We start from the raw sequence: 15,626 nt of genomic DNA, 5'->3' as shown, positions 1-15,626 counted from the left end.
ACAGGGCCCTACAAGGAATGTTGTTTGGTGAACTCATACACGAACTCTTGCTCGCCTAATTGCTCTGCCGTTAATTGCTCTTCCGCTAATTTCGCGTAGGCATGAAAATCTCGCCAAGAACCGGGGTCTGATGCAAATACTCGCACGCGCTCCCCTGCCTGAGCGGCCATTAAGGCGCGCTTCGCCATGAGCAAAGGCATCGGGCATCGCATGCCTCTAGCATCGATTACGCTTTCTGACATAGCTCGCTCTTGAATGCCCACATTTCACCGCAAAGTATACAATGTACGCGTTAGTTTGAATATCAGGTGAACTTTTGTGACACTCGCTTGGTCTCAATCAACAGTACACCAACCGCAAGTTGCTATACTTGTAGCAAGAATCCAGACACCGAGGTAAGTCTTTGACCATCAGATTGGCCACCGCAAAGCACCTAATCCACAAAGGATTTTTGACTGTTGCGCTCAGTTTTGCCGTGGCGATCAGTGCTGCTGGCAATAGCGAGCTCAAAATTCCAGACTTAGGATCCAGCGCCGGCACTGTATTCTCTGCTGAGTACGAGCATCAGCTCGGTCGGACATGGCTAAAGATGTTTCGCAGCCAGGTCAACGTCTACGAAGACCCCATCATGCAGCGCTATGTCGAGAACCTAGTCTATGAGCTCGTTGAATTCAGCGAGCTGCAAGACCGGCGGATTGAGGTGGTTATTGTCAACAACCCAACGATGAATGCCTTCGCTGTGCCCGGCGGCGTCATCGGAATACATACGGGCTTATTTCAGTTTGCCCAAACAGAGGACCAATTTGCGTCCGTCATAGCGCACGAAATTGCGCATTTAAGTCAACGACACTTCTCGCGCAGAGTCGAGTTTGCCAAAACACAGCAACCGCTGGCATTGGCAGGTTTGCTCGCAGGTCTCGTGCTAATTGCCACTACGGGCTCGGATATGGGACTCGCCGCTCTTACTGCCACACAAGCGGCAACTCAAGATGCCGCGCTGCGCTACAGCCGAGGTAACGAGCAAGAAGCTGACCGCATCGGCATGCAAACCCTAGCGCTGTCAGGTCGCAATCCCGCGGCCACTCCAGCCATGTTCGAGCAAATGTTGCGCGCCGCTCGCTATGCTAGCAGTAATCGCATACCAGAATTCTTACGCACCCACCCTCTCTCAGAATCACGTATCTCAGACACCAAAAATCGTTTGCTGCAATATCCCCCACGACAAAGCAAACCGAGCCTAGATTTTCATTTAATGAAAGCGAAGGTTCAGGTTGATCTTGCCGAGTCGCCCGAGACGGCCGTGGCGCAATTTAAATCGCAAGAACCCAGCGAGCAGATTTTTCCGGAAGCGCACGAGTATGGATTAGCGTTGGCGTTAAGCGCCGCCGGCCGCTTTGACGAAGCGCGAACGATTATGGAGTCACTGCTTCAGAACCGCCCCTCCTCTCAGACCTACTTAATGAGCCTAGTGGATATTGCGGTAAACCAACGCGACACCAGCTGGGTGTTGGGCACTTTGGAAAAGGCAACCAAACTTAATCCGGGTAACAAAGCGCTCACACTGGCATACGCTCGCGCACTAATGACCAATCAACAAGCGCATATCGCAGAGGCCGTACTTGAACCTCTCGCGCGCGACGTCAAAAACGATCCCCTACTGTGGTACTGGCTCGCTGAAATCCAGGGTTTATCGGGCAACATTCAAGGACTGCATCAAGCGCGGGGCGAGTATTTTTTACTCCATGGCATTGCCGATGAATCTGAAAAACAATTCCGCTACGCCCTGCAGTTGGCGCGTAACGACTTCGTCGAATCCTCAAAAATAGAAGAGCGATTGAAAGCCGTCTACGCGTTTCGGGATAGACTTGAAGAACTGTAACTAGAGCGTTGCTTTAAAACTTAGCATCCGCTCTAGTGGCAGCATTGCGCGCTCAGCCAAAGCAGGCTCGACGAAAATCTCGTTACCACCCACCTCAAACACCCGATCTAAGGCTTCCAGCTCATTCATCGCCATCCAGGGGCAGTTTGCACAGCTGCGACAAGTCGCACCATTACCTGCTGTGGGCGCAATCATGAAAATCTTGTCGGGCGCAGCTTGTTGCAGCTTATAAAAAATGCCTTGGTCTGTAGCTACAATAAATTTAGAGGCTTTGGAACTCACAGCGGCTTGGATGATTTGCGTCGTCGATCCTATTTGATCAGCAATTTCGAGGACCGAATCGGGTGATTCTGGATGCGCAAGGACTTCGGCATCAGGATGGGCTCTTTTCAAATCAAGAATACCGCGAGCCTTGAATTCTTCGTGAACAATGCATGCACCATCCCACGCAATAATGTCCGCGCCACTGGCTTTTTTGACATAGGCACCCAAATGACGATCGGGCGCCCACAGGATTTTTTCACCTTGTTGGTTCAGGTGTTCCGCAACCTGCAGAGCAATGCTCGAGGTAACCACCCAATCCGCTCGGGCCTTCACCGCCGCGGAGGTGTTAGCGTAGACCACCACTGTACGGTCTGGATGCTCGTTGCAAAAGGCATCAAATTGATCGATCGGGCAGCCTATGTCCAGCGAACAAGTGGCTTCAAGCGTAGGCATTAGGACGCGCTTGTTGGGCGTTAAAATCTTTGCCGTCTCTCCCATGAACTTAACGCCAGCTACGATTAATGTTTTTGCGGGGTGATCGCGACCAAAACGCGCCATCTCCAGCGAATCAGAAACAAAGCCTCCTGTCTGCTCGGCCAGAGCTTGAACCTCTGGTGCCGTGTAGTAGTGAGCGACAAGCACGGCATCTTCTTGCTTGAGCTTTTTCGCAATCGAATCCATCAGCGCTTGCGTCTGCTGCTCACTGCGCTGAACCTGCTCGGCTTTGTCCAGATGATCCGAAACTTGCTGACGAATTCGCTCTAAGTTGTCAGAGGCTAAGCTCATAATTACCACCACCAGTCACTCAATGGGCGCGAATGTTACCACATCTTGACAGAAAGATTACTGCCACTTCCTCACACCAAGTTGCACGCTACGTTAACAGCTACTAGGTTTGGTTCACGGTAAATGATAACCTTACTTAAATGTAATGAAAGTGGCGTACAGCAATGTCCGAAACAGACAGCCGTGAAAATCCGACCATCCTCGTCACCGACGATGATGCTATGACCCGAATGCTGACAAGACAGTGTCTTGAAGCCGAAGGCATGATTGTGCTGGAAGCCGAAAACGGACCCGCCGCCATCGATCTGTTCGTCCGTGAATCACCCGACTTGGTTTTCATGGACGTTCAAATGCCCGGCATGTCGGGCCTAGAAGTCTGTGAGCGTATTCGGCGTATGCCGCAGGGTCGGGATGTACCCATCTTGCTTGTCACGGGCGCTGACGATGAGGAAAGCATCGATCGCGGATTTAGAGCGGGCGCTACGCAATACAAAACCAAACCGGTGAATTGGTCATTGCTGGGACGGGACGTTAAGTTCATGCTTCGTTCATCCCAGCATGTGCAAGCGCTTAAGCGTCAAGAGGACCGCCTTCGCTATCTCGCTTATTATGACCCGTTAACATCGCTGCCTAATCGCCGCAGTTTCACCGAAGAGCTCGACCGACTGGTCCTCACACACCACAATAAAGATGCGCATGTCGCCGTAATGTTCATTGATTTGGACCATTTCAAGCGTATCAATGACTCTATTGGCCATGCCCGCGGGGATCGATTGCTGGTTGAAATTGCCAAGCGCTTAACCGACCAATTAAGCGACTATGGTGACATTAATATCTTGAGTGATGTCGGCGACTATCAATACCTTGGTACAGAAGAAAGCATTATTATCGCGCGATTGGGCGGCGACGAGTTCACGGTTGTCATTCCAAACGTCGAAGACGACGAAAAAGTCACCGATATCGCAAAACGCATACTACACAGCTTATCTCAACCTGTTGAACTGCAATCGCACAACCCGGTCGTAACACCCAGTATCGGTATCGCCTTGTTCCCCAAAGATGGTACCGATCCAGACACCTTGGTACGTAACGCTGATACCGCCATGTATGCGGCCAAATCGATGGGGCGAAGCTGCTATCGCTTTTACAAGGACGATATGAATAGCTCAGCAGTAGAGCTATTGAAAATGGAAGAAGAACTCCGCGAGGCCTTAGTTGAAAACCAACTAGAGTTACACTATCAACCCTTGGTGAATTCATCCGATGGCGCCCTAGCTGGATTAGAGGCCTTGGTCCGATGGAACCATCCCGAGCGTGGCATGATCTCGCCCGGCGAGTTTATCCCTGTCGCCGAGCAAACGGGACAGATCATTGATCTCACCGCGTGGGTAATGAAAGAAGCCATCAAAGACTGCAAAATCTGGGAACAAGCAGGGTTTGCTGACTTTAAGATCAGTATCAATATCTCGGCTCTTGAATTTAATCATGACGATCTGGCGAGCCACGTGACTGACCTCTTCGATGAAGTCGACTTTAACAAACATCGAGTACAACTCGAGTTAACCGAGAGCGCCATCATGACAGACGCTCAGGCGAACATTAAGAAGCTATCAGAGCTCTGTGACCTAGGTGTCACGCTTGCGGTCGACGATTTTGGTACCGGATATTCCTCTTTGAGCTACTTGCGGCAATTTCCGATTAATGTGCTAAAGATCGACCGTAGCTTTGTGATGGGAATCGGTACCGAGAATGGCAATGCCATCGTCGACGCCATCACCTCTCTAGCCAAAGCTCTACACTTGGGGCTAGTTGCGGAAGGCGTAGAAACCAAGGAACAAATGGACTATTTGGTGGCAAGTGGCTGCGATACCCTGCAGGGATTTTATCTCTCCAGACCGGTGCCTGCCAAAAGTATCATTGGCTTGTTAACGAAACCTTTCGAAATTTGAAAGCACCGCGCTTCCTAACCACAGCATTTGCGAGCTGGGCTATCGCAAACCCAGCGCTAAGTGAATCCATTTATTTGGTTCAAGGCTTTGATTACAAAGCTCTGCAAGAAACGTTGCAGTCTCAGGGCGTATCGATACGAGAAGAATTCTCGCTCATAAACGCGATCGCCACGACCTTAACCATCAATCAGCGCCAAGCGTTAGAGCAGGATCCAAGAGTAGCCCGCATAGTCGACCACATAGATACTCTCGATTCATCCGATGATGATACAGATCCAAGTCATACATGTTCCTACGTTGGCTCAATATTCACGTCTATTCAGGACTCACGCCTTACATGGCCTATTCTGAAAACAGGTGGAGCTAGCGCTACACTCGAAGAGTTAACTTTAAAGTGGCCTGCTCACTGGGGCTCCGAACTAGAGATTTTCCTGGACGGAAAACCGCTACCAAGCATTTCGCCCACCTCAGACGGCACGCACGTCAGTGCGCAGTTGAGCATATCGCGTGAGCTGATAAAGTCCGAGCATCAACTAGACTTGCAGTTTTCTTACTCACTTCCTCACCAAAGTGAAGTTCAGGCTACCCTAGAATTCGACAACAACTGCTCGACGACGCTGGCAAAGGCCTACGAGATCACCAACGATGACACGCATTTTAATGGCTTGATCGGCGCCAGCGACCTGCATCAGCTTGGCGTCTTGGGCGAGGGTGTCTCGATCGCGATTCTAGATTCAGGACTTTGGAACCACCCTAGCCTCCAACTCAATAGCAAGGGCGAACAGCGAGTTTTGGCTCGTTATGACGCAACAATTGCGACTGAAGTCGATCACTTGCTCGATGACAGCGGCCATGGCACTCACATGGCAAGCATTGCCATTAACTCGGCAACTGCTGGACCCGACAGACCTGAAGTCTACCAAGGAGTGGCCCCCGACGCTTATCTCATCCCGATAAAGGCATTTGACATCAACGGGCAGGCAAGGCTTTTACACCTCTTGCGAGCACTGCAATGGGTCGCGGACAATCGCGAACGATTAAATATTCGCATACTGAATTTATCCTTCGCATCACGGCCCCGATGGCCGTATTGGCTGGACCCCGTCAACCAGGGCATTATCAGACTTTGGCAACAGGGCGTTGTGGCCGTGGCTTCCGTGGGCAATTCAGGCCCCGATCCCATGAGCGTTGGTGCACCTGCAAATATCCCTTACATCATCAGTGTCGGCGCCGTGACCGACAGTTGGACGCCCACGGATCCAAGCGATGATTTTGTCCCCCTGTTCTCCTCGCAAGGCCCGTCGCCATTGGGTCACGTCAAACCCGACGTCGTGGCGCCAGGCGGCCATATCGAGGGACTTACGCGCCCGGGATCTACTCTGACTCAAGATCACCCCGATTTCATGAAAAGCCGTGATCGCATTGCTATGACGGGCACGTCTCAGGCAGCTGCGGTTGTATCGGGCGCGATCGCGCTCCTATTGCAGTTAGAGCCTGAGCTAACACCTGATCAAGTCAAATGTCGTTTGATGAGCTCCGCACACCCCGCCATTTTGCCAGATGGTAAGCTTGCGTACTCACCTCTAAAACAGGGTTCGGGCTTAATCAATATTAGTAGCGCGCTCACAGTTGGCGACAACGAGTGTGACAATGGCCAAGATCAGCTCGCCCTGGAAATAAAGGGTGAGATTTTTTTTACTGGACCGGTTGAGCTTGATGACCAAAGTCGCCCAGTCATCCCAGAAAACTTGCGTGACATGCTAGGAGATGACCCAGCCCAAGATGCGCCCAGTCAAGGGGTTGCCTGGGGGGTAAAGGCCCATGTAGAGCGCCTGAGCAAGCAAGAAATAGATGAGCCCAGTGATATCCAAACTATCTGGATAGAACGTTACTTGTCCGAATTAACAAGACTGAAGTCCCATCAGAACGCCCGTTAACACATAAAGCCTTAAAAAATTCAGCATGCTAACCCAGTAGGGGTATTTGCATCTCTTCAACGATTTTCTCGCTGAGATAATCTGAGTCCAGATCTTAAAACAACGTCGAAAAGACGAGAGGGCTTAGAGAATGAAAAAATTAGCGACAGCAGCGGTAGCAGTGGTTATGACAGCGGTTTCTGGTTTTAGTGTTGCGGGTGATGTAACGGATGGATCAGCCGTACAGGTTAAAGTGTCAAGCATTCAAAGAGTAGCAGCCAAGAAGCATGAAGGCTTCAAATGGGGTGAGACAAAATCACAGCGCCGACTCGGCACAAGTAGCAGTGCCCTACCAATTAATTCAACCGAACACGATAAAGTCGCGCTAGCGAACTCGATGCAACCATCAACGAATAACTATGAAACAAACGGCTTTCGATGGGGGATTCGCACCCACCACGACACCCAAGGTTTTCGGTGGGGAATTCGCAGCCATCACGAGACCCAAGGCTTTCGATGGGGGATTCGTTAGCCTTTAACCAGTAGCGCTTCGGCGCTACATTAGTTTCACCCTTCCCATCGAAATAAGGTAAGCTCGCAGACAAGTTAACAATATATCTTTATTGATGCGAAACCTGCAAACACGCTTTCTTACTAAGACAGTTACAAACGCCTTTTTGGCCTGTGCTCTCGTGCTGTCAATCGGGGTCCAATCTGAGCAATACAGCTTCCAAGTTTCACCAGCCTCAAACCAGTTAACTCAATCATCCGTTCGCCAGATCTTTCAGGATAAAGAGGGTATGATCTGGCTCCTTACCCAAGAGGGTTTAAACCGCTATGATGGCGTATCTGTGACTCAGTACAGACCCTCCACCAGTAACAAAAACTCCCTATCCCATCAAGCTGTTACAAATATTGTTCAAGATGAATACGATACTATCTGGGTTGCCACCGCAGGCGGCGGACTAAATCGCTTCGTAAAGGAAATCGATGGTTTTGACCGACCCTTGGGGGTGAAGGGACCTAACTTCATATACGGCATGACCGTAGATCCGATAGGTCGACTATGGCTGGGGCACGGCCCCTCAGCGTCAAACTTATTTTCACTTTACGATCAAAATTCAGGAGAAATTCTTTCCTTTGGCAAACCCGGTGACTCAACGATAAGAATATTCCGCGTATACCAAGACCACAAAATGCTGCTTGGTGCTGACGGCAGAAACCCACTAATGATAGCGTCGCTATCCTCGCCATCCGAAATGCGACCAGTCCGCATTTTTGATGAAAACGATGCACTAGTCACCAACTTTCGCGTCCATGATATCCTGGTCAACAGTGACGATACTTTAATCATCGGCACGGATAATTTGGGAACATTTACACTCGACTTGAAGGAGATCGACGGAGATACGGAGTACACTGCCAATATACAAAAACGCATCACAAGAGAAGAAACTTTTTCAATTCACTATTCTAAATCGAAACGAAAATTCATGCTGGGCACGCGCCCTGGTTTAATTTTATTGAATGAAAACCTAGATTTAATAGATACATTCGATTCGTTCAACAGCTCGATACCTGACAGCCAGATTTTGGACATCACTGAGGACCGATCGGGCCTAATATGGATAGGGACTTTTAACGGTGTCGCTGAAGGCACAAAAACACTCTTCGAACTTATAGGACCTAATACTGCTCTGGAATCCAGGCAGGTAAATTCGTTGTTAGCAACAGAAAAAGAAACCGTTCTGGTCGGTACTTCTCGTGGCGTATTCTCTTACTCACTGACAGACAACTTGTTGCGCAACGTGTCCTGGTCTGGACTAGATGCGACCGAACTATCAAATAGCGCAGTAATGTGTTTCGAAGAGACATCCACACATTTTTGGATAGGCACACTTTCCAATGGACTGTACAAAGTATCTAAACAGAGTGGAGACATATTCCAGTTTACAAAAGCTGAGCCAGCAACAAATGTTGAAAATCTTGGTATAACCGACATCAAAAATATTAACGACAGAATTTATATCTCTACTTGGGGAGACGGAATCTTCACAGTCTCCGACGACGGCACTTATCTCGAAAATATTTCTCTTACTGATCAAATCGCATCATCAAAATTGTCTTTCTCAATCTCTCTGGAACATGACCAACATGGGAATCTATGGATCGGATCAGATCGCGGCCTCTTTAGGTATGAGATAGAAAAGCGGCGACTGACGAGCATCGGGAATGACGTAGGACAGCCGAACAACCTGCTCTCAAACATGCCTTGGTATCTATATCTCTCGGCTAATAACGACCTATGGATCGGCACTCAAAGTGGCGCTCTTTCAAAAATTGACGCTGAATCAATTACGTCTCCCGAGCCCTCAGTAATCAACTTCTCTGACACATTGCACTTTCGAAGCCATGATATATATGCAATTGGTAGTGACGAAGAAAACAACATCTGGTTCTCGCACAACAAGGGTATATCCAAGTTAGATACCGAATCTTTGAGGATATATAACTTCTTACCGCTCCACGGGCTGCAAGATTCTGAGTTCAATCATGCCGCTTTCTCAAAAACTCGAGACGGGTCGCTAATATTCGGCGGAAACAAAGGGTTCAACATAATAAACCCTAGTGCTAATTTTGAAGGTAATTTTCGTCCAAATTTAGTCTTTACTAGAATTTTGACGGGCGGACGCAAAATTTTTCCAAGCAACAAAGAAAGCTCTCAGATTACTCTAACATTACCAAACCAATATGAGGATTTATCTCTCGAGTTCTCGTCTTTAGATTTTCTTAACCCATCAAATATCAATTATCGATACCGGATTTCCTCATTATCAGAGCGCTGGTTTGAGCTACCGGGAGTTTCCTCACTTAATCTCCCAGCTCTCACGCCGGGGCGTCACACAATTGAAGTACAATCTACCAATTCTTATGGTGAATGGCGATCCAATACGATAACAGCCAATGTTACAGTTAATCCCCCAATATATCTGACGAGGACTGCCTACGTCTTTTATGCGGTGTTTATCATCGGTATCAGCCTTTATTTTAGATACTTAAGTCAAAGAAAATGGCTACTAGCTCAGCAACAACAAGAACTTCTTGAATGCGAGGTAGAAAAAAGAACAAAAGAACTCGCCGAGGCCACTGCAGTCGCAGAAAAAGCAAATCAAGCTAAAACTCAATTTATTTCGACGATTTCGCATGAAATCCGCACGCCGTTGCATGGAATACTCGGGATTAAGGAGCTTCTTGAGAAAACCAATCTTTCAAGTGAACAACGAAACTACGTTGATTCAATAGGATATTCAGGCCAACGCTTACTCTTGACTTTGACCGACATCCTCGACTTTTCGAAGTTAGAGGCCGGTAGAATGGATGTAAACCTAGAAAGCTTTAATTGTGTTGATCTCGTGGAAGAGACGATCTTCTTGTATCACGGGTTTTCAGCCCAGAATGGCAACGACCTAACTGCGGATTGGACATTAGAATCAGATAGAGAGGTAATCAGCGATCAACAAAAAATCAGACAAATGATCGCAAATTTAGTGAGTAATTCCATCAAGTTCACCCAAAAGGGACAAGTCCACGTAAGCCTGAAGCTTACTAGCGCTGAGCATAACAAATCAATGGGCTTGCTTATGATCTCCGTGACTGATACCGGAGTAGGAGTAAACAAGAACGAAATCGCGACACTCAGCCAAGCATTCAGCCAAGCGTCAACACAAAGCTTCTCAAAAAATTTCGCAGGGACAGGTCTAGGTTTGTCGATAGTGCAAAAGTTTAGCGCTCTTCTCGGCGGCGAATTAAAGATTCAATCGAAAAAAGGCTGGGGAACAAAAGTGACTTTGCTTATTCCTGTCTCAGTTGCAGAGCAGAATGAACTTAAAAGGGTAGTTACCCCCCCTGAAGTACGCGGAAATTTAGGTAAACGAGAGGCTCATTATTTCTCACAGCAGCTGGATCGAGTCTACAGAAAGCATGCTAACGTGGCGCCTATTCCCTTCCTAGATGACATCCAGACCATTGAGCTTTCATCGATAGACAACAGCAACACAATTCTGTGGAGTTATAAAAATATTCCTAATACTCATGATTCATTACCTTTTCCAACCACATCTGAGCTGTTAATAAAATCATTTGGCTCTTTATCGACATCGGAAGATCAAGAAGATGACAGGCTAATGGAGACTAAAGCGCGCAAAAGCAGCCTAAAAGTTCTTGTGGTAGACGATATTGAAATAAACAGAAAAATCATGTCCGAGACATTAAGATATTTTGGTATTGAATGTGATTTAGCTTCCGATGGGATAGAGGCGATCGAAAAATATAAAAGGACTTCGCACAACTTAATATTCATGGATTGCCAAATGCCTCGAATGGATGGGCTTGAGGCGACCCGCAGAATCAGGGAATATTCTGCGACTATCAATACTGAGCCATTCATTATCGCAGTAACAGCAGGCACCACCGGAGAAGAGCAGGAAGCCTGCATTAATTCTGGAATGAATCTAGTAATAGAAAAGCCCTTCACTCATGAGAAGATAAGTCTGCTAATCGAAGAAATCTCAGGCAAAAATGATCTACAACTTCCACCACAGCTTGAGGCAACAGACACCGAGGGAACAGTTGATGAAGCCGTTATTGATCAGATTTTATCTATATTTAAAGATAATCCTTCAAACCTTGATGTTTTACTAGACAGTTACAAAAAGACTATTTTTGAGAAGACGACTCTGATGGAGAACCCTATAGATGAGACCTCAGATAGTCTCGTAGCTTTAGGACATGCTATTAAGTCGGCATCTTTGAATATTGGATCTCTGAAGCTAGCCCGTATCGGGAAAGACATTGAAATGGGTAATGCAACCAAAGACCACAGCGAGTTGAAAGATTTAATAGAAAATGAGTTTTACGAATTCAAATCGGCCGTGATGCAGTATGCTAAAGAAAAGTTTTTTAATCCTCGCTAGCTTTTTGACGCTTATTTTTTCCACGAATATCGCCGCCAACGGGTTGGTGTCAGTTTTCTCCCCAAGTAATCACCTCAATGATCTCAACGGAGCTATACAAACAGTATTTCTTGACAGCACGGGAGCAGCGTGGATAAGCACTACTAACAAAATCCATAGATACGAGCCCTACCAACCTCGACAAACAGAAAATGGTAAGACAAATAGCTATGACTTATCTGAGGTCTACCACTTGTTTGAACTTGACCAATTTTTGATCGCCGCAACCGATGATGACGGCTTTTGGTTTTTAGACAGAGATCTAAACAAATTCGTGCATATTGAAACGAGAAACTATGCGCCCGTAAGCGGTGTACTAGTTTTTAGCGAAACGCAATTCCTTGCAATAACAACAAGTGGAGAAGTTCATACCTATACATCGCACGCCGATGAGAACGACAAGATATCTTTATATCGCTCTAGCACCTCATCCTGTAGCGAGGGCAGCTTCAACGAGTGCGCGGAGCTGATTAAGTTAGCGTTCGAGAGAGCAGACATTCCAGATTTACATTTTTATACGACACAAGCCGATAAAAAAAATCACTTTCACCTATCGAAAAGCGGCAAAGAAATAAAGCTGTTAAGAGTCGACTCCTTGAATAACGTTATCTTGGAGATCAATGGCAACACGAAGATTTCTCACCAGTTACCTTTAGAAACAGAAATTACGAGTATTGGCCTGTCAGATAGCACAATAATCCTCGGATCTCATCGCGGACTGTTGCTCATAGATCAAGACTCCGGCAACGTAACGGTAAAAAATGAATCCAACAGTAGAATTAAGTCTAATTTTGTGACCTCTATTCTAAGGCAATCTAACCGGATCTTCTGGCTAGGCACATACTCCGGTGTCTCCTTTTTGAAGAAAGACGAAATAAGTGTTGTTGATTCAGAATCGTGCGGACTAGCATCAAATGATGTCGGCGGAGTCTTCGCATCTCACAATCGCCTCATCCTTGCAACCTATGCTGGTTTAGCGGTCGCAGAAAGAGATGGAACATCAATTCATTGCCCTGCTTCTAAAGTTGAAGACATTCCAGAAACAAGATTAATGAATATATACAAACTAGATGATTTTTTAATCATCGGAACCCGTGGTCAAACAATCACTAGAAGGATTAACAACTTGGGCGATGCGGTGGTACGCAATATTTCATGGCCAACTAAGTTAACTGGTTTCTCTCGCATAAGCTCTGAGACATATGCAGTATCGTCGATGACTCGAGGATTGACGCTTGTTAACATTGATGAGAGCGACAATTCATTTTTCGACGTTACGGACTCAGCGCCAGCATGGAGCCCCATTGGGCTATCCGGTCAACTAGTTCTCTTCATCAAAGACTTCAAAATTAACTCACTTGCTTTACCAAATGGTAAAAAGCTGACTGCGGTTCCTCCCTCATTTACCAACGAGAAATTCCAATTTCTTACATTATCCGAAGACCATGAAACCATAATAGCTACAACCCTAAGCAACTATGCGATAACTTATATATATGAAGAAAGTACATCACAAATCATAGAAAAGGCACGATTCCAGCTCGACGCAATTGGCTACTCTGCAATATTGATTGATGAAACACTGTTAATAGCACAGGAGAATGGCGTTTCAATTATTGACCTAGAAACGAGCAATGTAACAAAGAAAAGATTAACTTCCCCATCTGGCGGGTATTTCAATTTTAATTTTGGTGCAGTTACTAAGTTCGACGATCAACACTTAGTGCTTGGAACAACGGAAGGAGCTCTCATACTCCCACTGCCCCGCCCCACACCAACTCCACCCCCAAAGCTAAACTTCACCTCATTCGCGGTAAAAGGCGAGCAAATGAAAATCGCGGCACCTCTTCATCAAATACAAGATATTACCTTGCCGCACAACGCTTACCATTTTTCAGCTGAATTTGCGGTAATGGATTACATAAACCCGAGTCGAAGCCTTTACAAATACAAACTAGAGGGCCTAGACGATGACTGGATTGACGGCGGACACACCCCTTCTGCGACGTATACCAATTTGTCGCCCGGCGACTACACGCTAAAAGTGATTGGAGCCAACGCAGATGGCGTCTGGAACAACGAAGGCATCAGTATCGATATCATTGTCAAAGCAGCACCTTGGGCGACCTGGTGGGCGTATACCTTGTATGCGAGTTTTGCCATAGTGGCGCTGTGGCTCTTTAAACGTTATTACGACACTGTCCAACTGCAAATAAAAGCCGTCGCCTTATCCAGAGAAATGGTTGAGGCCACCGAAGGCAATACTGAAACGCTCTATCATCGCATCGAGCGATTTAAACAACTACTCAGCAGTCGAGACGACCTCTTCCAGTCAGTGCTCGCCGAGATCAGTACGCTGTCAAATGAGTCAGAGCAAGCCGGCGAGCCCAACTTCGCGGCGGAGCACCTGATAAAGTGCACAAGCTATTTGCATGAGCGCTTAATCTCGCAGCGTGCCGACGCCAGCTACTACGTCTCAGAGTTAGTTCACCTGGCCTTCGAACAGTACCACGAGACCAAACCGGCACATCAGCCCAAATATATTCCCCTGGTCGACCTCGATAACACCGCCCTTGACGTACACGCCTCGGTCCAACTGTACGCGGTGCTGGTGGGAATTCTCGAATGGCTGCCCGACAACTATCTTACACAACAAGTCATAAGCACCGCGGTAAATATCAAGACTTTCAACCAAGCCGACAATAAGTCCGGGCTCGTCATTGCTTTGGGTCACGCGCTAGATACTCCATCAGCGCTGTTCACTGACCCTTTGCTACGACCGCTTTTTGCTCTGGGCGAATTTTCGGTTGAGACGGAAGACAACAATCCCAATCAGCTCGCACTCGTCTGGCCGAAAAGTAGTTAAGCGCCGTTAAACACCGGCGTACGCTTGTCTTTTTGAGCGGCCAGGCCTTCTTGCAGATCCGCCGAGTTCCAGCATTGATCAGCGATTGCCTGCGCCCACTTATGATCTAGCTCGCCGTTCATGATTTGATCGACGATTTGCTTCATGCCCTGCACCGACAAGGGTGCATTCGCGGCCAACTGATCGGCATAGCGGTCCACCGTAAGCTCGAACTCGGCGGGTAAAACCAAGTGGTCTAAAAAGCCAAGCGATAACAACTCACCATCTTCCAACTTCTCGGCAGCCAGCAGCAAACGCTTACTCAAGGTCGGTCCTAATTTGCGTACGAAGGTACAAATTCCTGAAATCGGGTAGCACAACCCCATCGTCGCCGGTGGCACGCGCAAAATCATACCCGCACAACCGATTCTAAAATCGCAGCTCAAGGCGAGTTCTGCCCCTCCACCGAATACACTGCCATTGAGTGCCGCTACGGTTGGAATCTTTAAAGAGGAAATAAGATCTGTAACCGCCTGAAAATCGTCACCGGTAATCGCTCCGCTGCGCAAATCTACTAAAGAGGCGCCGCCGCAAAAGGTCTTGTCTCCAGCGCCCTTGATCACCAGCACTCTGAACCCAGCGTCGTTTGCTACCGCCTTAAGACAGATTGCAAGAGCATCGAGCTCTGTCTTGCCGAGACTGTTGTGTTTTGCAGGATTATTTAGCGTAATTTCCGCAACGCTGCCTCGAACATTAAATTGAATGGTGTCGGTCATAAATGATCCTTAAAAATACTAAATATGGAGCAATTCACTAATTTGTACTAAAGCTTACCCTAGACAGCGACAAAAAAAATACCTAAAGTTCAGTATGCTGAACCCTAAGTAATCGAGACTGACCTTGCCCAAGAATTCAATTGTTAAATCTGCAGCTCTAAGCCAGGGCTCGCCGTTTGACAAAACAGCCCAACACGCG

Annotated in this window: 9 protein-coding genes; 6 read left to right on the top strand and 3 right to left on the bottom strand. The window is 47.4% G+C overall.

Annotated features, from left to right (window positions below; all coding sequences use genetic code 11):
• Positions 1-8: 8 nt before the first annotated feature.
• Positions 9-242 carry a sulfurtransferase TusA family protein gene (locus EYZ66_RS04530; RefSeq protein ID WP_040816774.1) on the bottom strand — a complete coding sequence of 78 codons (234 nt, stop codon included), beginning with the start codon at positions 240-242 and terminating at the stop codon, positions 9-11.
• A gap of 161 nt (positions 243-403) precedes the next feature.
• Here EYZ66_RS04530 and EYZ66_RS04525 point away from each other — a divergent pair, with 161 nt between their 5' ends.
• Entirely contained in the window at positions 404-1,879 is a 1,476-nt protein-coding gene (locus EYZ66_RS04525) for a M48 family metalloprotease (RefSeq protein ID WP_009576041.1), read from the top strand.
• On the opposite strand, the gene nadA is transcribed toward EYZ66_RS04525, so the two are convergent.
• Positions 1,880-2,929 carry a quinolinate synthase NadA gene (nadA, locus tag EYZ66_RS04520; RefSeq protein WP_040816790.1) on the bottom strand — a complete coding sequence of 350 codons (1,050 nt, stop codon included), beginning with the start codon at positions 2,927-2,929 and terminating at the stop codon, positions 1,880-1,882.
• Between the two features lie 164 nt (positions 2,930-3,093).
• Between nadA and EYZ66_RS04515 the strand changes: the two genes are divergently transcribed.
• From EYZ66_RS04515 to EYZ66_RS04495, 5 genes are all read left to right on the top strand, one after another.
• Complete coding sequence (locus EYZ66_RS04515) at positions 3,094-4,878, top strand: putative bifunctional diguanylate cyclase/phosphodiesterase (RefSeq protein WP_009576043.1); 1,785 nt, start codon at positions 3,094-3,096, stop codon at positions 4,876-4,878.
• A complete protein-coding gene (locus EYZ66_RS04510; protein ID WP_009576044.1) occupies positions 4,875-6,815 on the top strand; it encodes a S8 family peptidase in 1,941 nt (646 codons plus the stop codon). The genes EYZ66_RS04515 and EYZ66_RS04510 overlap by 4 nt, the downstream gene beginning before the upstream one ends.
• 130 nt (positions 6,816-6,945) lie before the next feature.
• Positions 6,946-7,326 (top strand): hypothetical protein, encoded by a 381-nt coding sequence (locus EYZ66_RS04505; protein WP_040816775.1) that lies wholly within the window; start codon positions 6,946-6,948, stop codon positions 7,324-7,326.
• Positions 7,327-7,594: 268 nt separating this feature from the next.
• Positions 7,595-11,767 carry a hybrid sensor histidine kinase/response regulator gene (locus EYZ66_RS04500; protein WP_158027006.1) on the top strand — a complete coding sequence of 1,391 codons (4,173 nt, stop codon included), beginning with the start codon at positions 7,595-7,597 and terminating at the stop codon, positions 11,765-11,767.
• Positions 11,736-14,672, top strand: coding sequence for a triple tyrosine motif-containing protein (locus tag EYZ66_RS04495; RefSeq protein ID WP_009576046.1), 2,937 nt, complete (start codon positions 11,736-11,738; stop codon positions 14,670-14,672). The genes EYZ66_RS04500 and EYZ66_RS04495 overlap by 32 nt, the downstream gene beginning before the upstream one ends.
• Here the strand turns inward: EYZ66_RS04495 and EYZ66_RS04490 are convergent.
• Positions 14,669-15,427 carry an enoyl-CoA hydratase-related protein gene (locus tag EYZ66_RS04490; protein WP_009576047.1) on the bottom strand — a complete coding sequence of 253 codons (759 nt, stop codon included), beginning with the start codon at positions 15,425-15,427 and terminating at the stop codon, positions 14,669-14,671. The genes EYZ66_RS04495 and EYZ66_RS04490 overlap by 4 nt on opposite strands.
• Positions 15,428-15,626: the final 199 nt, after the last annotated feature.

This window comes from Aequoribacter fuscus, from assembly GCF_009910365.1.
GTDB classification, from domain to species: Bacteria; Pseudomonadota; Gammaproteobacteria; order Pseudomonadales; family Halieaceae; genus Aequoribacter; species Aequoribacter fuscus.
This window is presented reverse-complemented; position numbering and strand designations above follow the sequence as displayed.